This window comes from Acinetobacter sp. Root1280 (assembly GCF_001425285.1).
In the GTDB taxonomy this organism is placed as follows: domain Bacteria; phylum Pseudomonadota; class Gammaproteobacteria; order Pseudomonadales; family Moraxellaceae; genus Acinetobacter; species Acinetobacter guillouiae.
The window spans coordinates 1-25,216 of record NZ_LMED01000029.1 but is presented as its reverse complement, the minus strand read 5'-3'; the positions used below and the strand labels follow the sequence as shown (position 1 = coordinate 25,216).

The 25,216-nt window shown below is 39.3% G+C and carries 22 protein-coding genes and 1 pseudogene; 12 read left to right on the top strand and 11 right to left on the bottom strand.

The window, feature by feature from the left end; genetic code table 11:
• The first annotated feature begins 79 nt into the window (after positions 1–79).
• The 4 genes from folE2 (at position 80) to ASC84_RS20405 (ending at position 3,605) form a co-directional block, all read left to right on the top strand.
• Positions 80–982 (top strand): GTP cyclohydrolase FolE2, encoded by a 903-nt coding sequence (folE2, locus tag ASC84_RS20420; protein ID WP_056518025.1) that lies wholly within the window; start codon positions 80–82, stop codon positions 980–982.
• 51 nt (positions 983–1,033) lie between these two features.
• Positions 1,034–1,594 carry a hypothetical protein gene (locus ASC84_RS20415; protein WP_004717461.1) on the top strand — a complete coding sequence of 187 codons (561 nt, stop codon included), beginning with the start codon at positions 1,034–1,036 and terminating at the stop codon, positions 1,592–1,594.
• The gene (locus ASC84_RS20410; protein ID WP_056518024.1) at positions 1,584–2,939 is read left to right on the top strand and encodes a dihydroorotase; all 1,356 of its coding nucleotides are present in this window, start codon (positions 1,584–1,586) and stop codon (positions 2,937–2,939) included. The genes ASC84_RS20415 and ASC84_RS20410 overlap by 11 nt, the downstream gene beginning before the upstream one ends.
• 252 nt (positions 2,940–3,191) lie before the next feature.
• Entirely contained in the window at positions 3,192–3,605 is a 414-nt protein-coding gene (locus ASC84_RS20405) for a MerR family transcriptional regulator (RefSeq protein WP_004823368.1), read from the top strand.
• Positions 3,606–3,853: 248 nt separating this feature from the next.
• On the opposite strand, the gene ASC84_RS20400 is transcribed toward ASC84_RS20405, so the two are convergent.
• The 5 genes from ASC84_RS20400 to ASC84_RS20380 form a co-directional block, all read right to left on the bottom strand.
• A complete protein-coding gene (locus ASC84_RS20400) occupies positions 3,854–5,092 on the bottom strand; it encodes an NADH:flavin oxidoreductase/NADH oxidase family protein (RefSeq protein WP_056518021.1) in 1,239 nt (412 codons plus the stop codon).
• A 210-nt stretch (positions 5,093–5,302) separates the two neighbouring features.
• Positions 5,303–6,133 (bottom strand): alpha/beta fold hydrolase, encoded by an 831-nt coding sequence (locus ASC84_RS20395; protein WP_004717468.1) that lies wholly within the window; start codon positions 6,131–6,133, stop codon positions 5,303–5,305.
• A 402-nt stretch (positions 6,134–6,535) separates the two neighbouring features.
• The gene (locus tag ASC84_RS20390) at positions 6,536–7,729 is read right to left on the bottom strand and encodes an LLM class flavin-dependent oxidoreductase (RefSeq protein ID WP_056518018.1); all 1,194 of its coding nucleotides are present in this window, start codon (positions 7,727–7,729) and stop codon (positions 6,536–6,538) included.
• 17 nt (positions 7,730–7,746) lie between these two features.
• Complete coding sequence (locus ASC84_RS20385) at positions 7,747–10,074, bottom strand: TonB-dependent receptor (RefSeq protein ID WP_056518017.1); 2,328 nt, start codon at positions 10,072–10,074, stop codon at positions 7,747–7,749.
• Positions 10,075–10,337: 263 nt separating this feature from the next.
• Positions 10,338–12,950 (bottom strand): TonB-dependent siderophore receptor, encoded by a 2,613-nt coding sequence (locus ASC84_RS20380; protein WP_056518205.1) that lies wholly within the window; start codon positions 12,948–12,950, stop codon positions 10,338–10,340.
• A gap of 283 nt (positions 12,951–13,233) precedes the next feature.
• On the opposite strand from ASC84_RS20380, the gene ASC84_RS20375 reads away from it, so the two are divergent.
• Positions 13,234–14,823: an ABC transporter substrate-binding protein gene (locus ASC84_RS20375; protein ID WP_056518015.1), complete on the top strand. Its 1,590-nt coding sequence runs from the start codon at positions 13,234–13,236 to the stop codon at positions 14,821–14,823.
• 324 nt (positions 14,824–15,147) lie between these two features.
• Here ASC84_RS20375 and ASC84_RS20370 read toward each other — a convergent pair whose 3' ends face one another.
• The 4 genes from ASC84_RS20370 to ASC84_RS20355 all read right to left on the bottom strand — a co-directional run bounded on the left by ASC84_RS20370 (position 15,148) and on the right by ASC84_RS20355 (position 18,472).
• Entirely contained in the window at positions 15,148–15,552 is a 405-nt protein-coding gene (locus ASC84_RS20370; protein ID WP_004717481.1) for a biopolymer transporter ExbD, read from the bottom strand.
• Entirely contained in the window at positions 15,552–16,292 is a 741-nt protein-coding gene (locus ASC84_RS20365; protein WP_056518013.1) for a MotA/TolQ/ExbB proton channel family protein, read from the bottom strand. The genes ASC84_RS20370 and ASC84_RS20365 overlap by 1 nt, the downstream gene beginning before the upstream one ends.
• Before the next feature lie 27 nt (positions 16,293–16,319).
• Entirely contained in the window at positions 16,320–17,147 is an 828-nt protein-coding gene (locus tag ASC84_RS20360; RefSeq protein ID WP_056518011.1) for an energy transducer TonB, read from the bottom strand.
• A 191-nt stretch (positions 17,148–17,338) separates the two neighbouring features.
• Positions 17,339–18,472 carry an LLM class flavin-dependent oxidoreductase gene (locus ASC84_RS20355; RefSeq protein ID WP_056518009.1) on the bottom strand — a complete coding sequence of 378 codons (1,134 nt, stop codon included), beginning with the start codon at positions 18,470–18,472 and terminating at the stop codon, positions 17,339–17,341.
• 315 nt (positions 18,473–18,787) lie between these two features.
• On the opposite strand from ASC84_RS20355, the gene ASC84_RS20350 reads away from it, so the two are divergent.
• The 7 genes from ASC84_RS20350 (at position 18,788) to tatC (ending at position 23,754) form a co-directional block, all read left to right on the top strand.
• Positions 18,788–19,861: an ABC transporter substrate-binding protein gene (locus ASC84_RS20350; RefSeq protein WP_056518007.1), complete on the top strand. Its 1,074-nt coding sequence runs from the start codon at positions 18,788–18,790 to the stop codon at positions 19,859–19,861.
• Positions 19,862–19,864: 3 nt separating this feature from the next.
• Positions 19,865–20,704: an ABC transporter permease gene (locus ASC84_RS20345; RefSeq protein WP_004717490.1), complete on the top strand. Its 840-nt coding sequence runs from the start codon at positions 19,865–19,867 to the stop codon at positions 20,702–20,704.
• Positions 20,704–21,492, top strand: a complete 789-nt coding sequence (locus tag ASC84_RS20340; protein WP_004717492.1) for an ABC transporter permease — start codon at positions 20,704–20,706, stop codon at positions 21,490–21,492. The genes ASC84_RS20345 and ASC84_RS20340 overlap by 1 nt, the downstream gene beginning before the upstream one ends.
• Before the next feature lie 30 nt (positions 21,493–21,522).
• Entirely contained in the window at positions 21,523–22,278 is a 756-nt protein-coding gene (locus tag ASC84_RS20335; RefSeq protein ID WP_004717493.1) for an ABC transporter ATP-binding protein, read from the top strand.
• A gap of 96 nt (positions 22,279–22,374) precedes the next feature.
• The gene (locus ASC84_RS20330) at positions 22,375–22,590 is read left to right on the top strand and encodes a Sec-independent protein translocase subunit TatA (RefSeq protein WP_004823388.1); all 216 of its coding nucleotides are present in this window, start codon (positions 22,375–22,377) and stop codon (positions 22,588–22,590) included.
• A 13-nt stretch (positions 22,591–22,603) separates the two neighbouring features.
• Positions 22,604–23,020 (top strand): Sec-independent protein translocase protein TatB, encoded by a 417-nt coding sequence (gene tatB, locus ASC84_RS20325; protein WP_056518005.1) that lies wholly within the window; start codon positions 22,604–22,606, stop codon positions 23,018–23,020.
• On the top strand, positions 23,017–23,754 hold the full coding sequence (tatC, locus tag ASC84_RS20320) for a twin-arginine translocase subunit TatC (RefSeq protein ID WP_004717500.1): 738 nt from the start codon (positions 23,017–23,019) through the stop codon (positions 23,752–23,754). The genes tatB and tatC overlap by 4 nt, the downstream gene beginning before the upstream one ends.
• A 42-nt stretch (positions 23,755–23,796) precedes the next feature.
• On the opposite strand, the gene ASC84_RS20315 is transcribed toward tatC, so the two are convergent.
• Both ASC84_RS20315 and ASC84_RS20310 read right to left on the bottom strand, forming a co-directional pair.
• The gene (locus ASC84_RS20315; RefSeq protein ID WP_004717502.1) at positions 23,797–24,867 is read right to left on the bottom strand and encodes a sigma-54-dependent Fis family transcriptional regulator; all 1,071 of its coding nucleotides are present in this window, start codon (positions 24,865–24,867) and stop codon (positions 23,797–23,799) included.
• Positions 24,868–25,108: 241 nt separating this feature from the next.
• Positions 25,109–25,216 (bottom strand): annotated as a pseudogene (locus ASC84_RS20310) (IS5/IS1182 family transposase); the annotation flags it as partial.

The following is a 25,216-nucleotide window of genomic DNA, read 5'->3' as shown; positions in this document are numbered from 1 at the left end:
TAACTCAGATGAGTAGTGTTGATTAATATTGTTATGTTATAACATAACAATATGTATTTCAACTTAAGCTATTCCCCCTATGAATCTTGTTCTTCCAGATGTTTCTGCTGAATCCTCACTCACAAGAAGCTATCACTACCCGCTCGATTGGGTCGGTATGGAAAAAATCGCGCTTCCGCTCTATCTCGAAAATAGTCTTTGTCAAAGCCAAGTGAATGCTTATGTAAGTTTGGATGATGTGTTTGCCAAAGGTATTCATATGTCGCGCTTGTATACCCGACTTTTGAAATTGAGCACGATCAAAAATTTAGCGCTACTTGATATTAAAGACGCTTTATTGGATTTCTTAGCCAGCCATAAAGATTTATCAGCGCATGCCAAAATCGAAATTCATAGTGAGCTTTATATCGAGCGCCCAGCCTTAGTCAGCCAATTGTCTGGCTGGAAAAGCTATCCTTTTGTGTTGTCCTGTCAGCTTTTAAAAGATGATTTTTATGCTGAATTAAAAATCGAAATTCCCTATTCATCTACTTGTCCTTGTTCCGCAGCACTTGCCAGAAACATCATCCAACAAAGATTTGCAACCGCATTGGAAAATCATGAGATTCATTTAGACCCACAAGAAATCCTCAGTTGGCTAAATAGCACAGATGCAATTGCAGCAACGCCTCATAGTCAAAGAAGTTTTGCTCAGTTAAATTTCAAATTAGATCAAAACATTCAATATATTCCACTGATTTTATTTATTAATCAGGCTGAACAAGCCTTGATGACACCCGTACAAACGGCGGTAAAACGTATTGATGAACAAGCCTTTGCTATTGCGAATGGTCAAAACCTGATGTTTTGTGAAGATGCATTAAGACGCTTGTATGCCACATTTATCCATCATCCCAGCATTCTAGGCTTTAACTTTAAAGTGATTCATGCAGAAAGTTTACATGCTCATGACGCAGTTGCTCAGGGCGCTTGGCAATGGTAATGCCTTATCTTAACCACCTTCATTGTTTAACTTATTTAAAATGGTCTAGTCATGCTTAGAAAAAACCCATCTGGTGATCTCCCTGTTATAGATCAATCAGCCTATGTTGACCAAACAGCGATTATTTGCGGAAAAGTCATTATCCATGCCAATGTATTTATTGGGCCTTATGCAGTGATCAGAGCAGATGAAACCAATGACGCGGGTGATATGGAACCCATCATCATTGGTGCAAATTCCAATATTCAAGATGGAGTGGTGATTCATTCCAAAGCGGGGGCAGCAGTGATCATTGGTGAAAATTCTTCAATCGCGCATCGCTCTATTATTCATGGTCCCTGTGAAATTGGACATCATGTTTTTGTTGGCTTTAACAGTGTGTTATTTAATTGCACAGTGGGTCATCACAGCGCGATTCGTCACAATGCAGTGGTTGATGGTCGTGATTTACCCGATCATTTTTATGTACCTGCAATGAGTTATATCAATCCCAAAACCGATTTAAAGCAATTTCCACCCATTGATATTTCAATCAGTGAGTTTTCAGAAAGCGTTGTCAGCACCAATATTAAACTGGTTCAAGGCTATAAGGCATTGCACAATGAGTTTTAAAAATTCGCCCAATCTTATTATTCGTAATGCCAATATTGTCAATGAAGGCAAGCAGTATTATTCCGATGTACTGATTCGACATGGTCGGATTGAAAAGATTCATCCCAATATTACAGGGGCTTATCATGCGAAAAATATAGATGCTGAAGGTTCGTGGTTAATTCCTGGCATGATTGACGACCAAGTTCATTTTCGAGATCCCGGCGCAGCGCATAAAGGCAATATTGCTTCGGAATCAATGGCAGCAACGATTGGTGGAATCACCAGCTATATGGATATGCCAAACACCAATCCAGCCACCTTAACTCTAGACGCTTTGACCCAGAAAAAGCAGATTGCAAAACAACATAGTCGGGCCAATTATGCTTTCCATTTTGGAGTCAGTGCGCATAATTTAGATATTATTGAACAGCTTGATCCCAAATCAATCAGCGGTGTTAAAGTTTTTATGGGCGCTTCTACGGGTGATATGCTCGTCGATGATCCTAAAGTTTTGGAACGCTTATTTGCAAATGTTCCAACGGTTTTATTGACTCATTGCGAGTTTACCCCTGCCATTAAAGCCGAAGAAAATTTCTATTTTCAAAAATATGGGGAAAATATTCCAGCAGAAATTCATGCGCAGATTAGAAATAAACATGTCTGCTTTGATAGCTCAAAATTAGCTGTATCTTTGGCCGAGAAATATGCCACACAGTTGCATGTTTTACATATCACCACCGCGAAAGAACTGTGTTTGTTTAAAAATCTGCCTTTAAATCGAAAACATATCACAGCAGAAGTGTGTATCCATCATCTCAGTTTTGATGATGCTGATTATGCTACTTTGGGCCACTTAATTAAATGTAATCCCGCCATTAAAACCCAGCAAGATAAAGATGCTTTGATAAATGCCCTTGCGAATAGTAATCGCTTGGATATTATTGGTACTGACCACGCCCCACATACTTGGGATGAAAAACACCAGTCATATTTTTATGCCCCTTCTGGCCTGCCTTTAGTACAACATGCGTTACCTGCACTGATGGAGCTGGTTGCAGCAGGTAAACTGAGTATTGAAACACTGGTTCAAAAAACTGCACATCAAGTGGCAGACTTATTTAGGATCAAAGACCGTGGTTATATTCGAGAAGGTTACTGGGCTGATTTAGTGATCCTTCGAGAAAATCAACAGCACATTGCAGTGAAAGATCAAAAAAACTATATGAAATGCAATTGGACACCATTTATGCATAAAACATTTGCTTATGAGGTCAGCACCACAATTGTTTCGGGGCAACTTGCTTGGCATCAACAACAGCTGTTTTTGAATTGTCAGGGACAACAACTTGAAATTAATCGTTAAAATAGCAAGTAACAAATAAATGGCATGAATTTATTCCAAACCTTTGATATTTAAATGGATCATTTTTTAAGTTTAAATATCATTTATCGTGAAATGTTCTCATGATTTTAATTCAATGAGAGAATTTACATCGAAAGGACTCCCAATATTCGTTTAAACCTGATTGAGCTCAGCTTTAACGTTATTTTTCATCTTGCTTTTGCTTGAGTATAAGTCTAAAGTTAACTTTAATGTTAAATGGAAGTCTGTAAAATGAACATTAGCGAGTTATCCAAACAAAGTGGTTTGAGTACCCCAACGATTCGTTATTATGAACAAATCAAACTGCTTCCTAAGGCAAAACGTAAATCTAATGGTTATCGTGAATATAGCGACAATGACCTCAAACAATTATTTCTAATTCAGCAAGCGCAACAAGTTGGATTTTCATTGGCTGAAATCAAAGCTTTCCTGCCTTCAAATGTAGGCAAGTGGGATCATAATATTCTGATTGGGCGACTCGAAAGTAAAATCAAAGACATTGAAGATCTAGAACAAAAGTTGTTGATCAGTAAGCAAAACCTACGCAGCATGATCACTGCAATCAATAGTAAGCCTGACGAAATCACCTGTGAAGAAAATGCCAACCGTTTACTGAATCTTTATTATGCCAATGATAAATGTTAAAAACTCCCATGTTATCGGAAAATCATAAAAGCGATTGAGCTTAAATCTTACTTTAAGCTCAGAATTGTGCATAGGTCATTGATAAGTGATCTATGATGTTCAAACCTTGGAGTCTGCAAAAAGATTGATCAGTATTCTCATCATTACTTTAATGGGTGATCATACCTAAGCATCAAGTAAAGCGTCTTCGAGCCGCAGTACAGTCTGTCGGATCACATCAAATCCAACATCTGAACAACGCACTGTACTTAAGCTGAATGTGAATACTCACGCATACGTTTTTTATACTGACGTGTGCGGCATGTCGTTTCTGTCTGCTGTAATATCAAGGCCCATAAAGGTGAAACCTTAGGATTCGATTTTTTCCCATGACTGAGTTTCTGTAACTGGAATTTGACTGTTGCCATATTGGCAAGTGAAGCTAAGGTTTTATTTTCCCAGTGAATTGGTTTCAATTCAGGTGTGATATTCTGACCTTGTTTCCATGCATTGGGTAAGTTAGGGTCGATTGCTAAGGCTGTTGCAATTCCGACCATATCGATCCCACTGTCAATGACTTGTTCTGCAACGGGTTTACGGCGAATACCACCAGTTACCATAATCGGCATATGGGCAACCTTGCCAATCTCTTGAGCAAACTCTAAGAAATAAGCTTCACGCGCCAAAGTCCGACCATCTCTAGCTTGGCCTTGCATAGCAGGTGCTTCATAACTCCCCCCTGACAACTCAACCAAATCAACTGACAGATCATTTAACATTTTAACCACTTGCTGCGCATCCTCAGCACTAAAACCACCACGTTGGAAATCGGCAGAATTCAGTTTAACAGCAACTGTAAATGTTGATGACACCACTGCACGTACTGCTTTGACAATCTCAATCAAAATACGCGCACGGTTTTCCAATGAGCCGCCCCATTGATCTTGACGTTGATTGCTTAAAGGCGAAAGGAACTGACTGAGTAGATAGCCATGAGCTGCATGAATTTCTACACCAGTAAATCCCGCCTTTTCACCTAAACGTGCGGTATTGGCAAAACGTTGAATCACTTCGTCAATCATGGCTTGAGTCATTTCAATTGGAGTATTAAAACGATCTGACATTTTACCTAAATCTAAAGCCACAGCAGAAGGTGCCCACGTTGGCTGACCTAAATTTGACTGCATTTGGCGACCTGGATGGTTGATCTGCAACCATGCTTGCGCGCCTTGAGAACGTGCGATTTTCGCCCAACGTTTGAAGTGCGCTAAATGCTGTTCATCTTCCAAGACCACACCACCCGGTCCTGTCATCGCACGACGATCCACCATCACATTACCTGTAATGATTAAACCGACACCACCATCTGCCCATGCCTGATACAAACGCATGAGCTCTTCTGATGGTGCATGATTGAGATCTGCCATATTCTCTTCCATCGCAGCTTTTGCAATACGATTTGGAATCTGAGTACCATTGGGTAAAACTAATTTTTCAAAGACGTTCATTTTTATAGCCTCATAGAGTATGGACTTACTTTAAGATTAAAGTTCACTTTAATGTCAATCCTTTTTTCGCATTTAATTTTTATTATTTTAAGAACTAATTTTATTCAAAGACTTACATCATAATAAGATAATAACGATCTGATACTTTAATAAAAAAAGAGGCCGCAAGGCCTCTATTGATATTCTGTTTTTAAATCAAACGACAACTATTCACTCGCGAATAAACGCCAATAAATCTGGATTAATCACATCGGCATTGACGGTTAACATACCGTGTGAATAACCTTTATAGGTTTTTAATCGGCCATTTTGAACCAGTTTGGCAGAAAGTACCCCTGAGTTTTCATAAGGTACAATTTGATCATCATCCCCATGCATGACTAAAACAGGCACTGAGATTTTTTTCAAATCTTCGGTAAAGTCAGTCTGTGAAAATGCAACAATTCCATCATAATGCGCTTTTGCTCCACCCATCATGCCCTGTCGCCACCAATTCAATACGACGGGTTCTGAAGGTTGAGCATCTGGTCGGTTAAAGCCATAGAATGGCCCCGCTGGTAGATCATGATAAAACTGAGCACGATTTTTAAAAAGCTGATTCTGTAAGTCATCAAAGACTTCTTTGGCTAAACCTTGCGGATTTTTTTCCGTTTTCAGCATAATTGGAGGTACAGCACTGACCAATACGGCCTTGGATACATTTTCCTCGCCATGACGTGCAATGTAGTGAACAACCTCACCACCACCAGTGGAGTGACCAATATGTACTGCGTTTTTAATGCCCAAGTGTTTGACCACTTCTGCAACATCATCGGCATAGTGGTCCATATCATGACCATCCCAGACCTGACTTGAACGTCCATGTCCGCGACGATCATGTGCAACCACACGAAAACCTTCATTTAAAAAGAACAATAACTGAGAATCCCAGTCATCCGAGCTTAATGGCCATCCATGATGAAAAAATAATACTGGGGCATCTTTCGGTCCCCAATCTTTATAAAAAATATCAACACCATCTTTTGTCGTAACATATGCCATGTTAATTTCTCCTGTGTATGATTTACACTTTGAATAACTTATTGCTGTTCTCATTCATGTCAGTAAATTACAATGTTTGATACGATTCGTATGGACCGTCATTCTATACTAAGGTTAAAGTTAACTTTAAGGTCAATGCTTTTGGTGATTTTCTGATAGCAGAAATGTAAATCTATAAAAAATAAAAATATACAAATATCAGGATTTATTATTGAAAGAAAACAGCTTTATTTTTTTATATAGGATTGTTGACGCTTTATGTCGTTACATGATTTCAACCATTACAAGTTTTCTGTTTAAAGCTTCAAAGACAACCCACAGTATTTTTTATCGGTATAAAAATGAATATAAAAAAGCCAAGACTGGTTTAAAAATCTTGGCTTTAACATGTTGCAATGGAAGTTAGGCGATACGATATTTTGCCTCTTCAGAAATACGCTGTAATGCCTGACGCTGTTTTTTGAAATAAGGTAAAACATGTTCGCCAAGGCGATAAGCTTCTTCTAAATGTGGATAGCCCGCCAAGAAAAACAGATCAATCCCAATACTGTTATATTCTTGAATCCGCTCGATAATCTGCGAATAACTTCCCACTAAAGCAACACCTGGTGGAATACCAATATAGCCAAAGCCTGACCAAACATTGGGATGAATAAAGAAATCATCGACGTTTTTACTGCCTGCTTTTTCACTATATTCTTTTTCAAAACTCAATACACGTGCCGATCTCAAACCTGCATGTGCAGCAGACGCATGTAAGCGTTGTTTTTCAGCAGCTTCATCCAAATAACGTTGTGCCTCTGCCAACGCTTCTTGTTCACTACGGCGTGCAATCGTATCAATGGATAAGCCGAATTTAATATTATCCCGCCCATATCTCGCAGCACGTTTGCGCACATCAGCAATCAATTCAGCAATTTCACTGGGTTTTTCAGCACGCATTAAATAATAATCAGCATGCTTCGCACCAAACTCACGGGCAGCTTCAGACGATCCTGCCGTACAAATGATCGGTAGTTCAGCTTTATTGAGGGGATATTTTAAACCGCCACCTTCAGCAGAATAATATTTGCCCTGGTAATGGAATGATTCATTATACCAATACCCTTTCACCACATCTAAAAATTCAGTCGCACGGATATAACGGTCATCGTGCGGAGTAACATCCCCAACTTGGCGCTGAATAACCTCAGAGCCGCCGTTGATAATATTCCAAACCAACCGATTCCCTGTGGCACGCTGATACGTTGCTGCACTTTGTACTGCATTATAAGGACTAAAATGATAAGGCTGGAATGCAGTCACAAAGTTTAAACGCTTGGTTTCTCTTGCCAATAAGGAACACACTGTCCATGGTTCTTCACCTGTAGGTGCATTCACCATCAGTGCACCTGCAAAACCATTGATTTCAGCTGCACGAGCCACTTGGCTAAGATAGTCGATATAGGTAAAGTCATCACCGACTTGGTAATTCGATGTCGCACCAGTATTGTCTACACCTGCGACACGTGACCAATCACCACGATTGCGTGGATCACCTGCTAAGTACTCTGCTTCACCATGCAGTGGTAGACGGGTAAAAAATTCAATTCCCATGATGTTCTCCGTATAACTTAGAATTTAGCAGTCAGAGAAACACCAACTTGACGTGGGTTTCCATAAGTTAAAACATATTGTCCAGCGGGACCATTTGGACGGCCATGTACTTGATATTCTTCATTCAATAGGTTTTTAACGTAAGCATTGACTTGGTATTTGTTATTTGCGCTATGGTAGCCAACATTGGCATTCCATAAGGTATATGCTTTTTGGCTTAAGATTGGATCTACCGAATAATCTTGACGGTTTACGAGGAAAAACTCACGGTCACGGTAGCTGGCATCTGTACCTACAACAACACGAGCACCATCATTGAGATTAAAGGTATATTCTCCACCCAGACCGACGGTGTATTTTGGCGAACGGACTAGACTGTTGCCTGTATTATCTGCATTAACCACATTGGTTACTGGGTTTTTATCGACGAAATCGGTATATTCGCTGTCAAGATAAGCACCAGCAAAACGTAAACGTAGATTTTCAGTCACTGAATAATCTAATTCTAATTCAGCACCTTTAACTTCAGCTTTTGGTCCATTGGCGAGAACAGAGGTCACACCGCCACCTTGTCCCTCTGTTGCAACCAGTAAATTGGTTTGAATATCTTTATAGTCATAATAAAAAATATTGGCATTTGCGATTAAATCTCCGTCCAATAACGTAGACTTTAAACCAAGTTCATAACTATTTAAGTATTCAGGATTCACGTCGGCAAGTTGGGTTAAACTGCTGGATAAACCAGTGTTAAATCCACCTGAGCGGAAACCGCGTGCGAATCTAAAATAAGTATTTAAATTAGGATTAATTTCATATTCTGGGGTGATGTCATAGGTCAACTCATTCCAAGTTTTATTGCGACTTGTTGACCCATTTGCATTTGGAGTTGGGTTATAAACTGCATTGCTATAGCCATCTTTTTTCCACCAACTGCCTTTTGTATAGTCTCCCGTTGTGATCTGAGTCAGATTGAGATCAATATCTTTTTCTTCACTGGTCCAACGTAAACCACCTGTCACTTTAAATTTATCTGTAAATTTATAGGTACTGTTACCAAAAAGTGCAAAGCTTTGAGTGGCTTGGTTATAGGTTATATCTCTAAATGCTGGCGTAGACGCAGTTTGAGAAGCAGCGCCATTTGGCAATGTTTTATTGACACGTGCACTGACTCCAGTGGAATCTAAATCCTCATTGAAATAATGAAATCCTGCAATCCAGCTTAAGCGTTTTTCAGCATCAGAAGCGATACGGAACTCTTGGCTATATTGACGCCATTCATTATCACTATAGCTTCGTGCGACATCATAAGGGGTGTAATCACCATCTGAAATCGACTTTTGTGTGGTCTTATCAAAAGCAGTAATCGAAGTAAAGCTATATCCGCCCCCCAAATCTCCAGTTAAGGTTAATGACGCGCCATCATGCTGAATCTTATTGTTTTCATCTAAATCTAAATTGGTGTCTCGTCCTTTAGGTCTTTCATAAATACCCCAGTATTTACCCACGCTTAAGGAACCATTACTGCCTAAACCATTATAAGTTTGGCTGTGTAGATTGACCAAGGCATCCCATTCATCATTGATTTTGCCTAGCACTTGGAAGCGAAAAGATTTTTTATCCACGTTGCCATAATCTTCACCATTGGCAATATTCTTTGCATATCCGTCACGATCTTCAGAGTAAAAAGCCCCACGAACCGCAACATTTTCTGAAATTTTACCGTTTGCTGCGCCTTCAAATGTTCGTAGGTTATGATCCCCTAAACCAATGGTTGCATATCCATTGGGTTTATCTGAAAAATTAGGCTTTTTAGAAATATAATTGACTGCACCCGCAGTGGTGTTTTTCCCATAGAGCGTGCCCTGTGGACCACGTAAAACTTCTATACGCTCTAAATCAAACAAGTCACCTGCACCTGCAACTGGCGCATTTAAATAAACCCCATCTGCATACACGCCAACAGGAAATACTGTCGATGCAGCCACATCTCCCGTACCTAGACCACGAATATACCAACGTGGACGACTATCCCCATCTGGGTTTTCAGCTGCAGCATTTGGTGTATAGGTTAAAACATCCCCAATAAAAGTAGAACCTTTCGCTGCCAAGTCCTTACCCGAAACAGCAGTAATTGCAGTTGGAACTTTCTGAATATTTTGCGCCCGATATTGTGCAGTAACGATCACATCACTTAATTTTTTGACATCTTTGGCTTTTTCAACCTGTGCTTGTTGTGCTGGTGTAGTCTCGATCTCTTCATTTGCAATAGCCAGTGTTGAAACACTCGCCGTTACGCCCCACATAGCAGTTAAAATACTCTGCCTAATTTTTGTAACCTTAAACATGGTGACTCCATTTAAATAAATCTATTCTTGTTATTGGCAACTTTTGTGCCATTCTATTTATTTAAATATTTTCAAAGTGTTATATAAAAAATCATAAAAAAATTATTTATTTTTGCTGATAGATAGACATTTTTAATTGTCGTATTGTTGTTATTTCAACATTTTGCTGTTTTTTATTTTTAATGATATCTACTAAGAATAAATTTATAAAAAAGCCATACAAAAGTATGGCTAATGCAATCAAAAATAAAAATCTGTTTAATTTAGAATTTATAGCTAAATTGTCCTTGTACCGTCAATGGACGCATTGGCTGTAAAAACTCGCTATTTGCACCAGCTAAACCATTTACGAAATTACGCTCATTGGTCAAATTAAGAATATTTAAGCCCACTGTCCACTGCGGTTGACGATAATAAAGTCCCAAATCTAAATTATAATTATTGGGTACCTTTACGGTCTGACTTAAATTGGTATACCAGTTACTTGTCCACCAGCCCGATAAGTTTAGCCCAAAACCTGACTGGTGCTGATAGTCCACATAAGCACTTGCAGAATATTTAGGAATGCCTGCTGCATCATAACGTCCAGCTTTGCGTTGGTTTAAAGCATTGCTATCGCCCCATACCGTCGCATTGTCTGCATGGAAACCAAAAGGTGAAAAACCAGCCGGAATAATGGAAGAATATTCAGCATTGAGATAGGTTAAGTTTGCCCCAATCGCGATATTTTTTTGTAGCTGCCAACGTAATGATGATTCAAGGCCTTTGATTTCAAAACGCGCCATATTGCCATTGGTATCAGGTGATAAATCGCGCTTCTGTTCAAAACCACTGAGCGTTAACAGAAGTTGATCAGTGATCGGCTCGTATTTCACTCCCACTTCTTTTAATTCACTTTGGCTGTCAAAAGCCAAAGGATTTAGCTGATTTCCAGCGCCCCAAATTAAAAATGGACCAAATACACCCGTATTCAATGCTGTACTTTTATCATAAGTAAAATATAGGGTACTTTTTTCAGTAGGTTTAATAAAGGTACTGGCTTGATAGCTGAGTAAACTATATTTATTGGAATCTGAGCGGACATCTGTAGGGACTAAAACCAGTGGATTCTCTAATTTTGCTTTTATAGAACTGTGGTTAATTCCCAGATTAATCCCAAAAACATCATTAAAGGTAAAATTTTGCTGTGTAAATACGCTGTAAGTGTCCCAAAAGCCTGTTCCTGTATAAACTGCTCCACCTCCATTGGGAGGAAAACCGCCTTTTTCAGCATATAAGCCATGACCCACAGGGTACATTCGAGGTAGATTTAAATAGCCAAAATACTGCGAATACTGTGGAACACCAGCCTGCCCAATCCAGCTTCCAGTCGAACCACCATGATTGACCAACCCCAATAAATCTCCAGGGTTTTTCTGTGATGGATCATTGGTTAAATCATAAGGATTGATATTAAAACTATTGTTTGCTGCGAGAGAGGTAAATTTCTCATGCCGATAAGCGCCACCTGTACTGCTTTTATTGTTGATTTTGACACCCAATAGCTCAAAGTCATGATCGCCTAAAAACTCTAAGCGGTTATCCAATAATTCATGGTCCAAATCGGTAAAGAAACTCCCAACAGAATCACCCAAATCACGACTCTTTTGATATAGCGTACTATTGGCCACAGACCAATTTTCATTGATATCTTTGACCAGTTTAAATTGTGTGCTAAAGCGCTTTGCACTGTTTTTATCTTCGCTCCGACCAGAAACATCATCATCTAATTTGACTAAGCCATTGCCTGCGATTGATGGATCATAGACCCAGCCTCGAATAGTACCCGCTTGATCAGCAGTAGAACTTGGCAAAGGAGAAGTCTGTACTGGACCTACAGCAATATATTGATTTTTGTCATTCTTCTGCCGAGTTTGCCAACCAATCACTTTAGAGTGAGCTGCACCAGACTCAAAGACTGGAGACCAAAAGTTTGAACCGTTTTGAATAATCGGGGTCGCTCTGCCTTTATAGTAAAGTCCTTGATCAACGGATTGTTGTGTCGCTCTGTTCCAACCATGCGTCACATTAAAATCTGAATAATCGTCATAACTGATATTCCAGTCAACCCGTAGACTGTCATCTGGACGCCAAGCCAAAGCACCATAAAATGCATTAAAATTATTTTTTACATTGTCATAATAGTCATCTGTTCGTTGTGCTGTTGCACTGACACGAAATGCCAATTCTTTAGAAATAGGTGCAGTATGATCAATACTGACTGAGAAATTAGGCTCAGCACCTTGCCCTGCATAAATTGAACCCACTGATCCCGAAATCGTGGTTTGTGCTTTATTAAAATTCGGTTTTTTGGTGAGATAATTAATATATCCCCCTGAACCTGAGGTCGGTGCAAAAATTACCCCCGTTGGTCCTGCAACAATATCAGCAGCTTCATAGGCATTTAAATTGGTCGGATGTCGGGTACTGTATATTCGTTGGCTATCTTGAAAAACTTCGGAATTTTGCCCACGTATCTGTGGCGCGAAATTGGCATTTTGCCCACCTCCTCTGGTGATACTTGGAGCATACTTAACCAAATCATCTGCACTACGAATAACATCTTCACGAAACTGTTGTTCTGATACTTGTGAAACGACACGTGGGGTATCTAATACAGAACTATCCGTCCCATAAATCGAAGTGACTTTACGCTTGGGGAGAATGGTGGTTTTTTTATTTGCCCCTGTCACCACAACATCAGCTAAGGTAATTACATCACCATCAGAATCCTTGGCTTGCTCTGAGGTTTCTTCAGCAAAAATAGCACATGGAAAAATTGCCCCAAATAGCCCTAGCGCAATCACCAGTGGCTTTAATTGAAAGTTCTGTTTCATATCACACTCAGTAAAATACATTTACACTGCGTTACGCAAAGCCTATGCCAATCTTTAAATAGGCAAAACTCAAATATAAAACATTGATTTTTATTACTTTTAAATAGCCCTCATTGATATACAGATTTTATTCATGTTTATTTTTTCAACAGAAATGCTGAAAAAGCAACAGTGACAAAAAACACAACGCTTATAATTAATTGATAAATATTAGAAAAATATTAAAAAGAATTGGCATTCATTGTGCAATCTCCTCTGGATAAGTTCTAACTGAGTATTTTTAATGACACATGAAACCTTGTTACTCTCACGTCGAAAATTTTTAACCCAAAGTCTAACTGCACTAGGTGGCGTTTCTTTAATCAGTGGTTTATCTGCTTGTGGACAATCTCCACAACCTAGCGCTGAATCCGAAAGTTCACTTTCCAGTACCCCTAAGCATGGTGGAACAATTCGATTAGGGCTGATTGGTGGACAACAATCAGGTAGCCTTGACCCTCACCTTTCAGCTTCAGGAAGTGGGATTACCCGTGGATTTGCGATTTATAATAAGCTCTGGGAATGGGACGAAAACATGCTTCCTCGTCTTGCTTTGGCTGAATTTGCAGAACCTAATCATAATGCCAGCGAATGGACCATACGACTGCGTAAAGGTTTAGAGTTTCATCATGGTAAAACCGTCAGCGCAGATGATGTCATTTTTTCATTGCAACGATTAACAGATCCAAAGCTTGCCTCACCTTTTCGAAATCTTGTGCAATGGATTGATCGTGATCGTATCCAAAAATTAGATCAATATACAGTACGCATTCCTTTTATTAGTTCAATTGCTGGCTTTGTGGCGCTGCCTGAAACTTGGGTCAATTTTGGCGGTATTGTCCCCACTGATTTTGATCCCATTCATAACCCTGTGGGCGCAGGTCCTTATAAAGTCAAAGAATTTATCCCCGGTCAACGTTCTGTCTTTACTCGGTTTGAAAACTATTTTAAAGCAGATCGGCCTTATGCAGATCGTTTTGAAGTCATTGACTTTAAAGATCAAGTTTCTCGACTAAATGCATTATTGGCAGGACAAATTGATCTTGCAAATGCGATTTCACCTGAATACATTAAAATTTTAGAGCAAGCAAAACATATTCAAACGGTTCGTTCTCAAACCAATACTCACAATAGTTTTGACTTTAATACTCAACAGACACCATTTAATGATCCCAAAGTCCGCCAAGCATTTCGTTTAATCGCCGATCGTCAAGAGCTGATACAACGGGGTTTAAACGGTCAGGGACGCATCGCCAATGATCTATATTCTCCACAGGATCCAGCATTTCTAAATTTGCCACAACGTCAACAAGACATTACGGAAGCCAAGAATTTATTGGCTCAAGCGGGCTTTAAAGATGGCTTAAGCGTTGAACTGATTACCCCCGTTGGCAACGCCCAACCTGCCCTAATATTTGCAGAACAAGCAAAGAAAGCCAATGTCAGTATTCGGGTCAAACAAGTTGATTTAGCCACATTTAATGGACCTGATCGGAGTAAATGGCAATTCTCCAGTAATGCAACCAACGTGGGTACGCCGTATTTATCCACTGCTGTAGTGAATGATGCGCCAATTTCAACAACCAATCGTGTCAACTTTAAAGACCCAGAATATAGTGAGCTGTTTTATAAAGCACTGGCTGAACCCGATTTAGCCAAGCGTAAAGTGTATTTGGCTCAGGCACAAAAAATTCAACATGAACGCGGTGGAATGCTGATTTGGGGTTTTAGCCATAGCATAGATGCTGCATCGAAACAGATTGGAGGATTAGCTGCAGAACACACTATTTTCCCAACGTGGCGTTTTGAGAAATTATGGAACAATCAAGCCTAAAATAAAATTTACAGAGCCTTAACGCCATCAAGCATCTGCTGTAGTCAGCGATCTTCTGACTTTTCAAGGACGAAAAGTCAATCCTATATGGGGCTCTGATGGTACATCCCGTCTATTGCTGCCCAACACAACGACCTTAATGTTGCTGATCAAAATCGTGAATAACACATTCATTTTAGACACATTCAGTTTATAAAAATCAGGCTTATATAAATCATGCTTATACAAAGCAATAAAATTTGAACGCTGTTTTTATTTTAACTACTCATATTTTTAGGCACTAAAAAAGCTGCCGTAGCAGCTATTTCATTCAGCATCCAAAGACTACTTGGGTACGGTAATCACAGATAATTTTTCTACCCCTACTCGCTCAATACTGGCAAGTAATTTTGCAACTGTTCCATAAGGAATGGTCTCATCGGCATTTAAATTCAAAGCCAATTTAGGGTTACTGTTTTTACGTGACTGAATCTCTTTTTCAAAACTTGCCAAAGTTACTTTATCCTTGTCAAGGAAGATTTCTCCTTGCGGATTAACACTAATGACAACCGCTTTATTCTGATCCGTTGACTGCGTTGGTGCAGCCTTGGGTAAATTTACTTTCACGGTATTGGTTAACAGGGGTGCTGTAACGATAAACACGATGAGTAAAACCAGCATCACATCAACCAATGGCGTAATGTTAATTTCACTCACCACATCATCTTCTTGGGAGGTTGAAACGGCCATTATGCAAACACTCCTTTTTCTTTGACTTCTTTACTAGATGCATCATGATTGACTACAGTATTTCCAGTGGTATTTTTTGGCTTAGCGACAGGTAACTGAAAGCCCGCTTTTTGATTTAAACTGACAAAATCAGTGGCAAAATCATCGAGGTCTGCACCGATGGTTTTAACTTTACGTATGAAATAGTTATAAGCCAACACAGCGGGTACCGCCACAGCAATACCAATACCTGTAGCAATCAAGGCCTCACCAATTGGCCCTGCAACCACATCCATACTTGCATTACCTGAATGTGCAATGGCCTGTAAAGCATGAATAATCCCAAACACTGTTCCAAATAGTCCAATGAACGGTGCGTTATTGCCAATCGAAGCCAATAATGCAGAACCTTTTTCCAATTGACGACGTTCAGTTAAAATTTGCTTGCGTAAATGACGCTCTAATAAATCCTGCCGACTCCAACTGTTTTGCAAATCTTGATGAGTCTTTTCATCTGCCTCAATCAAGGTTTGAAAACCGGCATTTGCAACACGGGCTGTAGGGCCTTCACCTTGTTGTGATTGAGTCACTGCCTCAGGCAAATTTTTGGCTTTCCAAAAGGCTTCGACAAAGACCTTACTTTGCTTGCTGGCTTTCTGTGTCTGTACCACTTTAACCACGATCAACACCCATGTGACGATGGAGAAAGTAACCAATAACCAGATTGTGCCGTCATGGATCAATGAATTTATGTCTGTCATGTAGATATCCTCTTAATTTAAAATAGTTTATTTCGGTAATTGATAATGAATTGGAACATCAACCCAACCTTCGACAGGTGTTTTACCTTTTAAGGCCGGTGAAAATTTCCATTGCTTTACTGTTCTTACAGCCGCACTGTCTAAAAGTTTTTTGCCGCTACTTTGTTTGACTGTTACGCTATCTGGGCTACCATTTGGCAATACTTTGACCCTTAAAATCACCGAGCCTTCCCAACCACGTTCTAAGGCCTGTTCTGGGTACTCTGCTGCGGGGTTGCTTAGATAACCTGCATAACCCTTGGCTTCTGTCACAGGTAAATTGTCATCAGTAGGCTTCACTGGTTCTGCTGTTTTTGGAGCAGGTTCAGCGCTCAGTTTTTTGCTTACAACAGGTTCCTCAGTTTTTTGAACTGTGTCTTGCGCAATGGGTTTTACAATCGGTTTGGCTTGCTCCACAGTTTTTTGAACAGGTTTCGGCTGTTCGATAGGTTTCGCAATCGGTTTTGGTTTTTCGACCACAGGCGGAATTTTGGGTTTTTGCGTCACTGGTGGAATTTTAGGTTCAATGACTTTAGGTGGTTCCACTGGTTTGACAATTTCAATCACCACGGGTTCTGGCTTTGCAATGTCCAAAGCTGGTGTCGGTAATTGTTTTGCGATATACCAAATACCCAAATGTGCTGCAGCAACCGCAATGATCGCGATCCACAATTTATTCAATTTTGCTGGAGGTGATTGACTCACATCCAAATGATGTCGTGTAAATGGGTCTGATATGCCAGTTGCAGTTGAAGCAGATGCATATTGCCCAAATAGCAACGCCCGCTGATGGGGATTAAATATTCGTTCACTCATGGCAATTTAAACTAAAAAATAAAATACTGTATTGAAAATTGCACAAGTCATGCCAACAATATAAGCCACTAATTTTTATAAATTTAATTAAAAACACTCTTCGATTTGTCAGCAAAGCTGTTGGTTTTAAGACAGTTCTATGCTGTTGAAACAACAAGATCCCTCTGATATCTCAAAGGGATCTAAACTTATTATTTTAATTTATATCCAACCAAGGGTAAGACTTCTTCAGCAACCCGATATGCTTCTTCCAAATGTGGGTTACTGGCGAGAATAAAATGCCCAACGCCAATGTCGATATATTCTTGTAAGCGCTGTGCCACTTGTTCATAACTCCCCACTAAAATACAGTTTGGCCCACCCCTTACATTTGACATACCAGCCCAAACATTTGGACTGACAAATAAGTCTTCAAAACGATTGCCTTGTGCTAAGGCCTGCTGACGTTTTGCACCAACCGACTCAGTATCTTTACGTTCAAATGCATTGCCATCAACAGCGATGGTTTCATACATCTGTTTAAGCTCTTGAAACGCTTGTTCCTGTGTGGGGCGTGCCAAAATATCAATACGCATACCAAACTTTACCTTATGGTCTGGGGTATTTTGTGCAAGGAAGGATCGCGCCTGTTCAATCACTTTTTTCTGCTGTTCAACAGGTTCCCCCCATGTTAAGTGGATATCGGCATGCCGACCTGCAACTTGTAGTGCCGCTGGACTTGCTCCCGCTAACCACAAACGAGGAACGTCATATTGATTCATTGGGTATTTCAAACCACCTTGTTCAACGTGGAAAAACTTTCCATCATAGTCAAAAGGTGCCTGATGCGAATACCCTTTTACAAACTCTAAAAATTCATTGGTTCGCGCATAGCGCTGATCATGTTCAATAAAATCACCATAGGCACGTTGCTGTGCCCCACCGCCACCTGAAATCACGTTCCATTCAACCCGTCCCTGACTGAGACGCTGCAAACTTGCTGCCATTTGGCTTGCGTATGCAGGATGGATAAACCAAGGTTGAATCGCAATCAATAATCGCAGTCTTTTGGTTTCTCTTGCCAATGCCGATGCCAGCACCCACGGTTCTTCAGTATGTGGAAAAGCAGGAATCAATGCGCCGTGAAAACCCACGATATCTGCGGCTTTTGCTACCTGTTGTACATAATCATAGTAGGCAAACAATTCATCTTGATGTTGAGGTGCCACACGTTGAGGGGATTGTACTGCTGGGCCCAACTGGTTCCATTCACCTCGTGTATGTAACTGATGTGCTCGACGACCATCCCCATGCACAGGGATTCTCCATAAAAATTCAACAGACATAATACTTCTCAATAATTTAAAGGTTTTACACGCTATCGTGAGTGATACAACTCATGAGCAGAAACCATGCCGTTTTTTATTCAATATTGAATTCATCTATATTGTTGTTTTATCTAAATATTATAAAAACCCAGCTAAACATGGTGTTGAAATTTCAACACTTATCCATCCAATACTGTCGGTTTCACAACATAACCTGTTTGATCCATTCAAATAACACCAATCATAAAAACATAACAAACTGATTTATATAAAATAATTATTTTGGCTTGGTTCTTGCTCTATCCCCTTATATTTCTAGATTTTTATGATGATATGCGTATTTTTTCTGGTCTTTTTTTAAGTTTTAGTCTTTTAGGATTGGTTGCTTGTGGCGTACACAAAACCGAAGATCCAAACCAAAGTAAAACCAGTCAACAACAGCTTCGTATTGCGGTTGTGGCCAATGGAACTTCTGGCGGTCTGGACTTTATTGGTGTACCACAACTTATTGCACAGGACCCCATTTTTCTAAAAGCATTAAAGCAGAAAAATATTGAATTAAAGTGGGAACCTGTAACCACTGCGGCTGTGGCCACCTTAGTCAATGAAAGCTTTATCAACAATAAAATTGATTTTGCTTTTTATGGCAATCTTCCTGCGGTAGTACTCAATGCCACTGGTGTTAGAACACAAATTGTCGTCCCTGGCGGAGTCGGTAATAATGTTTATTTGGTGGTTCCAGCGGATTCACCCATCAAAACCATTGAGGACCTCAAAGGTAAAAAGATTGCCTTACATCGTGGTCGTCCTTGGGAAATTAATTTTGCTCAATTGATACAGAGCAAAGGTTTAAAGCTTAAAGATTTTCAAATCATCAATCTCAATCCACAGGCGGGAGCTGCTGCTTTATCCGCTAAAAGCGTCGATGCATTTTTTACCTTAAGTGATGCGCTCACTTTACAAGATCGCCATCTTGGCAAAATTATTTGGTCATCGCAAAGTCTACCCGCTGACTGGAAAATGCGTGCTGAACTATGGGGACGCAAGACTTATCTGGATCAACATCCAGACACAACCCAACTACTTGCTGATGCGACAGTACGGGCAATGCAGTGGATTTCACAGCATCAAGATGAATTCCAACAAAGCCAAACCAAATTTGGTCAGCCTCTAAGTGTGATTCAACGCGAAAGTCAAAATACCAGCAGTAACTGGCAACAAGATTGGTCACCTGAGTACCAAGTGGATTTTCTTAAACAGCATTATGCAAAAGTCATCGACCATGCTGTAAAAAACCAATTGATTCAAACGCCAATCAAAGCTGAAGAGTTGCTCAATGCTCAGTTTACCAGTCAAGCCATTCAAAATTTACAAACACTTGATATTCAACATAAGCAAGGAAACTAGGTCATGAAAATCCTCGTAAATCCGCTTATCGAAAAAAAAATCGTGGCGATCAAAGCACCATTATGGAGGCGATTGTCTTCTGAGCAGGTCTATCGCTTGCTCTCATTCCTTTCACCCATCTTGGCGTTACTGGTTTGGCAATTGATTAGCTATTTACAGATTTTTCCAACCCAAATTTTAGTGCCACCTATAACGGTATGGCAGACATTTCTTGCCTTGTTGCAAAGTGGTGAACTACAACTGCATTTAAAAGATAGCCTTTCTCGACTGCTGATGGGTTTTTCAATTGCGGCCACCTGTGCGATTTTGTTTGGCATTGCCTATGCATCTCTCACCTCTTTCCGAAATTACACTTATATTTTGTTCAATATCCTTTATCAAATTCCAATCTTTGTGCTTATTCCTATTTTTATTTTGGTTTTTGGAATTGGTGAACTATTTAAAATTTTACTGATTATTAAAGCCTGTTTTTTTCCAATCGCACTCACAACAGCTGATGCTGTTAGAAATATTCCTAAAAAATATATTGAATTGGGCCAGATCTACAAACTAAAAACTCCAGCATGGTTGAGATACATCATCATCCCTTGCATCCTCCCACCATTAATCGGTGGACTGCGGATTGCTCTAGGTCGTGCTTGGTTGATTTTGGTGGCCGTTGAATTACTTGCTGCAGGCACTGGCATTGGTCAAATGATGGAGCTCGGACGACAAATGTTACGTTTAGACGTTGTCATGGTCGGAGTTTTTATTACAGGAATCATTGGTTTTGCTTTAGATAAAACTTTACGTCAGCTCGAACAATATCTTGTATCACCTGCATTGAGTTCAAGGGGGAAATAATGTCACAGCATCCACTGAACTTAAAAAGTGCTTTTGCGCAACCACTGATCTTGATCAAAGGTCTGCTGCTACCGCTCCTTTTACTGGCTTTATGGCAATACAATTCAAGTTTAGGTGCCAGTCATGCCTATGCATTTGTGCCTTTACAGAAGGTGTATTTTGCTTTTATTCAGCTGCTTGAAACAGGTGAATTATGGTTAAACACATGGGGAAGTCTTAAAAAAGCTGGACTGGGGTTTTTACTTGGCTCGACAACAGGGCTACTACTCGGCGCCTTACTTGCCTATTCAAAAATTTTAAATGCCTTGGTTTCACCATTATTTAATAGCATTCGCCAAGTACCCTTACTTGGTTTAACCCCATTGATTGCACTGTGGTTTGGCAATGGTGAGCAGGCAAAAATCTTTATTATTGCGCTTGCTTCTTTTTTCCCGATGGTGATTAACAGCTTTCAAGGGCTAAGTCATTATGACCAGAAATACAGTGAAGTCGCTCGTATTTACAAATTATCTTTTTGGCAGGAATTTAAAAAAATCCGTTTCCCTCAAGCTCTCCCATATATTTTAACGGGGTTGAATTTAGCGGTGCCTTTTACATGGATTACCACAACTGCCAGTGAGCTGTTATTCAATGCTGGTGCAGGCTTAGGCAATTTAATGATGAAAGCTGAAATCAATGCCGAAATGGATATTTTGTTGGTGTGTGCAATCACGGTCACCCTCAGCGGTATTGGCATGACGCTTTGCATTCACTTGATTTCTAAACGACTACTGCAATGGCGTGTTTAACTGAATCACCCATCTCATCAGGATATTGATATGAGCTTTTCCTTACTCTCGATTAAAAAACTCAATAAATCATTTTATCGAGATCAACAAACTTTCACCGTATTAGATGGTATTCATCTCGATATTCAACAAGGAGAATTTATTTCTATTGTCGGAAGCAGTGGCTGTGGTAAATCGACCTTGTTGCGCTTAATTGCAGGATTAGATAAAGACTATCAAGGTGAGATTTTACTGAATCAAACACCAATACAAGGGACAGATTTAAAACGAGGTTTAATTTTTCAGGAGCACCGTCTATTGCCTTGGCTCAGTGTTTCCGAAAATATTCATTTAGCGCTCGAAGAAACCGACTTAAGCCGTGCCGAAAAAAATGCCCGTGTGGCAGAACATCTTACAATGGTGGGTTTAAAAGGTTTTGAAAATGCTTATCCACATGAGCTATCGGGTGGTATGGCGCAGCGGGTAGCGATTGCACGAGGCTTGGTTAATCAGCCTGATATTTTACTTTTAGATGAACCCTTTGGTGCTTTAGATGCAATTACACGTAGCCATCTGCAAACTGAATTACAACGTATTTGGCAAGATCAAAAGATCACCATGATTCTAGTTACACATGATATAGAAGAAGCGGTTTATCTGGGTGATCGCGTGATCGTAATGTCTGCTCGACCAGGAAAAATTAAAGAAATCATTCAAGTTCCTTTGACCCATCCAAGACATAAAGACAGCGAATTATTATTTAACTATCGTAATCAAGCACTCAATATGCTGGACCATAGCGCATAATGAAATCGAATATTCATCGATATAAATATTATTTAGAAAATATATTCAAGCATGATATTTATATCAGCAAGTTTTAAATTATTAAGGAAATATGAAATGGGTTTATCAATTTGGCATATATTATTATTTGCCGTGATCGTTATTTTATTATTTGGTACATCAAAACTTAAAAACTTAGGTAAGGATTTAGGTGGTGCAATTAAAGATTTTAAAGACTCGGTTCATTCTGATGATCAAAAACTGTCTGAAACAAATCAGCCTAAAGAAATTCATCATCTCGATTTAAATAAAGAAAAAAACACTAACCGGTGAGTACTAAATCATTATGTTCAATATCAGTTTTGGTGAACTCTTGGCTTTTGCTGTTATTGCACTGATTATATTGGGACCTGAAAAGCTCCCTCAAACATTAAGGGTGGGATTACTTAAATACAGAGCCCTTAAAAATAACCTTAACAAAATCCAGCTAGAGTTAGAAAATGAACTGGAATTGCTTGAACTAAAAAGGATCATGCAAGAAGAGCTGCTCAAAATAAAACAAAACGAGGAGCTACTCAAACAGCAGCTTGCACAAATGCAACACGAAATCCAAAGTGTACATAGCGCTGTTGCTATAGCACATCAAGTGCCCCCTTATCCCACACATGATTATGTTTATCAAATCTCTGCATGTGAATTAAAAGTACCCTTTTTAATTTACACAACATCATCCAATATCTTGCGTGAGGATCAAGCTGCATGACCGAACAAATACTCAGTGAAACACTCACTGAAATGAAATATAGCGAACATTTAAAAGAGCTTAGAAAGCGTTTGATCTATAGCATTGCTACAGTCTTAACTATTTTTTTACTATTATTGCCCCTTGCGCAACACAATTATCATTTTTTGGCTCAACCCTTAATATCCCGATTGCCTAAAAATTCAACCATGATAGCTACAGATGTGATGAGTACATTTTTAGCGCCCTTTAAACTCAATATTTATTTTGCAATTTTATTGGCGATTCCCTTTATTCTTTATCAATTCTGGCGCTTTATTGCACCTGCTCTATATCAAAGTGAAAGAAAATTTGGCGTGGCGCTTGTACTCTCCAGCATCGGTTTATTTTATCTTGGCCTATTATTTGCCTATTATTTGATTCTGCCTTTGGCGTTAAACTTCTTTGTCTTAGCTTCACCAGATAATGTTTTACCGATGACTGATATCAACAGTTATCTTGATTTCTGTCTCAAGCTTTTTCTGGCTTTTGGTATCGCCTTTCAAATCCCTGTACTCACCTATATTCTTATTTTTATTGGTATTCTTTCTATTCAACAATTGGAACATTACCGTAAACACATCATTGTTTTATTTTTCTTTATCGCAATGTTTATTACACCCCCTGATATTTTTAGCATGCTTGCACTGGCAGTACCAATGTGGCTTTTGTTTGAACTGGGTTTATGGATCACAAAAATGACCAGCCCAAAATAAAACATCCATGGGTAAAATGGATGTTTCTATTGCACGGCCCAATTAAACAATTTCATTTTTATTTGGTAATAAATTATATCTTGATAACAAATTACGTAAAACATTGCGCGACAGTCCTAACATTTTTGCAGTCTTAACCTGATTATTCCAGCAACTTGAAAAAGCGGTATTGACGATTTTATCTTCAATGATGTGCCATGCTTCACCATCATATTCTTGAAATAAACGCTTGAGTACATCCTCAAACTCTTGAATCAAATCATTATCTGGTAAAACGCTTGAGCCACCCTCCTCTGAAAACCTTAAATGTTCAATATCAATGGTTTTGCCACCACTGATGAGCAGTGCATAATGGATATTATTTTCAAGCTCACGGATATTTCCCGGCCAACTATAGTTGAGCAGCGCATTTCTGGCGCGATCACTGATGTTGGGTTTCGGCGTAATCATCTTTTGCGAATAGGAGTTTAAGAAAAAATCCACCAAAGGCAAAATGTCACCCTTACGCTCTCGCAATGGTAAAATATTTAGCACAACCACATTTAGGCGATAGTATAAATCTAAACGGAATTTATTTTCCGCGACAGCTTTACGCAAATCAACATGTGTACCAGACAAGATGCGTACATTAATCGGGATCGGTTTACGTCCACCGACCCGAACAACTTCCTTTTCTTGCAATACACGTAACAGTTTTACTTGCAAAGACAACGGCAACTCACCCACTTCATCCAAGAACAAAGTTCCGCCGTCGGCTGTTTCAAAAATACCAGGGCGTGTCTTATGCGCACCCGTAAATGCGCCTGCTTCATAACCAAACAATTCAGATTCTGCAAGTGTTTCAACTAAAGCACCACAATTGACAGCAAGAAATGGCTTATTTTGGCGATCACTTTTCAAATGAATTTCACGTGCGATTAATTCTTTACCTGTACCTGATTCACCTTGGATGATCACACTGGCAGAACTTGGTGCAATGGTTTCAACTTGGCTTAATAGCTTACGAGAGTTTTGATCAGAAAATATAATCGCTTTTGCTCTTATTGGCTTAATTGGCACACCATTATCAGGCAAGGTAATTACTTTATAATCATTATCCAAATAGGATTTCATAATTAACCCTTTAAATAGCTGAGGAGGATATTAAAATAGAATAGTACAATTCTATTACAAAGCTGATAAATAATAATTACAGATATTTAATCCTAAATTTATATATTGAATGATTTAATAGGCGTTTTTGCTTATGCATTTATAATCAATGTATTTCTATTTTTATGCAATGTTGCTTTTTAAACAATATGTCTGTCAATTGATCATATATAAACAGCTTACAATAGACTTCTTTCATAACTCACTTTTTACTCAGTTCTAAATTATAAATACCTGCAATCAAATTGAACCTTAAGCCAAGTCTTTTCCCTCTATTTCGATAACGCTCTGCAAGGATTTTGAAAGTCTT

What these genes read in the sequence shown, in the direction of transcription:
- ASC84_RS20405 (WP_004823368.1), top strand. Translation starts at nt 3,192, where the DNA reads ATGAACATTAGCGAGTTATCCAAACAAAGTGGTTTGAGTACCCCAACG.
- ASC84_RS20415 (WP_004717461.1), top strand. Translation starts at nt 1,034, where the DNA reads ATGCTTAGAAAAAACCCATCTGGTGATCTCCCTGTTATAGATCAATCA.
- ASC84_RS20350 (WP_056518007.1), top strand. Translation starts at nt 18,788, where the DNA reads ATGCGTATTTTTTCTGGTCTTTTTTTAAGTTTTAGTCTTTTAGGATTG.
- ASC84_RS20385 (WP_056518017.1), bottom strand. Translation starts at nt 10,074, where the DNA reads ATGTTTAAGGTTACAAAAATTAGGCAGAGTATTTTAACTGCTATGTGG.
- ASC84_RS20390 (WP_056518018.1), bottom strand. Translation starts at nt 7,729, where the DNA reads ATGGGAATTGAATTTTTTACCCGTCTACCACTGCATGGTGAAGCAGAG.
- ASC84_RS20335 (WP_004717493.1), top strand. Translation starts at nt 21,523, where the DNA reads ATGAGCTTTTCCTTACTCTCGATTAAAAAACTCAATAAATCATTTTAT.
- ASC84_RS20375 (WP_056518015.1), top strand. Translation starts at nt 13,234, where the DNA reads ATGACACATGAAACCTTGTTACTCTCACGTCGAAAATTTTTAACCCAA.
- ASC84_RS20315 (WP_004717502.1), bottom strand. Translation starts at nt 24,867, where the DNA reads ATGAAATCCTATTTGGATAATGATTATAAAGTAATTACCTTGCCTGAT.
- ASC84_RS20345 (WP_004717490.1), top strand. Translation starts at nt 19,865, where the DNA reads ATGAAAATCCTCGTAAATCCGCTTATCGAAAAAAAAATCGTGGCGATC.
- ASC84_RS20370 (WP_004717481.1), bottom strand. Translation starts at nt 15,552, where the DNA reads ATGGCCGTTTCAACCTCCCAAGAAGATGATGTGGTGAGTGAAATTAAC.
- ASC84_RS20395 (WP_004717468.1), bottom strand. Translation starts at nt 6,133, where the DNA reads ATGGCATATGTTACGACAAAAGATGGTGTTGATATTTTTTATAAAGAT.
- ASC84_RS20380 (WP_056518205.1), bottom strand. Translation starts at nt 12,950, where the DNA reads ATGAAACAGAACTTTCAATTAAAGCCACTGGTGATTGCGCTAGGGCTA.
- ASC84_RS20400 (WP_056518021.1), bottom strand. Translation starts at nt 5,092, where the DNA reads ATGAACGTCTTTGAAAAATTAGTTTTACCCAATGGTACTCAGATTCCA.
- ASC84_RS20360 (WP_056518011.1), bottom strand. Translation starts at nt 17,147, where the DNA reads ATGAGTGAACGAATATTTAATCCCCATCAGCGGGCGTTGCTATTTGGG.
- ASC84_RS20330 (WP_004823388.1), top strand. Translation starts at nt 22,375, where the DNA reads ATGGGTTTATCAATTTGGCATATATTATTATTTGCCGTGATCGTTATT.
- tatC (WP_004717500.1), top strand. Translation starts at nt 23,017, where the DNA reads ATGACCGAACAAATACTCAGTGAAACACTCACTGAAATGAAATATAGC.
- ASC84_RS20340 (WP_004717492.1), top strand. Translation starts at nt 20,704, where the DNA reads ATGTCACAGCATCCACTGAACTTAAAAAGTGCTTTTGCGCAACCACTG.
- ASC84_RS20355 (WP_056518009.1), bottom strand. Translation starts at nt 18,472, where the DNA reads ATGTCTGTTGAATTTTTATGGAGAATCCCTGTGCATGGGGATGGTCGT.
- tatB (WP_056518005.1), top strand. Translation starts at nt 22,604, where the DNA reads ATGTTCAATATCAGTTTTGGTGAACTCTTGGCTTTTGCTGTTATTGCA.
- ASC84_RS20410 (WP_056518024.1), top strand. Translation starts at nt 1,584, where the DNA reads ATGAGTTTTAAAAATTCGCCCAATCTTATTATTCGTAATGCCAATATT.
- folE2 (WP_056518025.1), top strand. Translation starts at nt 80, where the DNA reads ATGAATCTTGTTCTTCCAGATGTTTCTGCTGAATCCTCACTCACAAGA.
- ASC84_RS20365 (WP_056518013.1), bottom strand. Translation starts at nt 16,292, where the DNA reads ATGACAGACATAAATTCATTGATCCATGACGGCACAATCTGGTTATTG.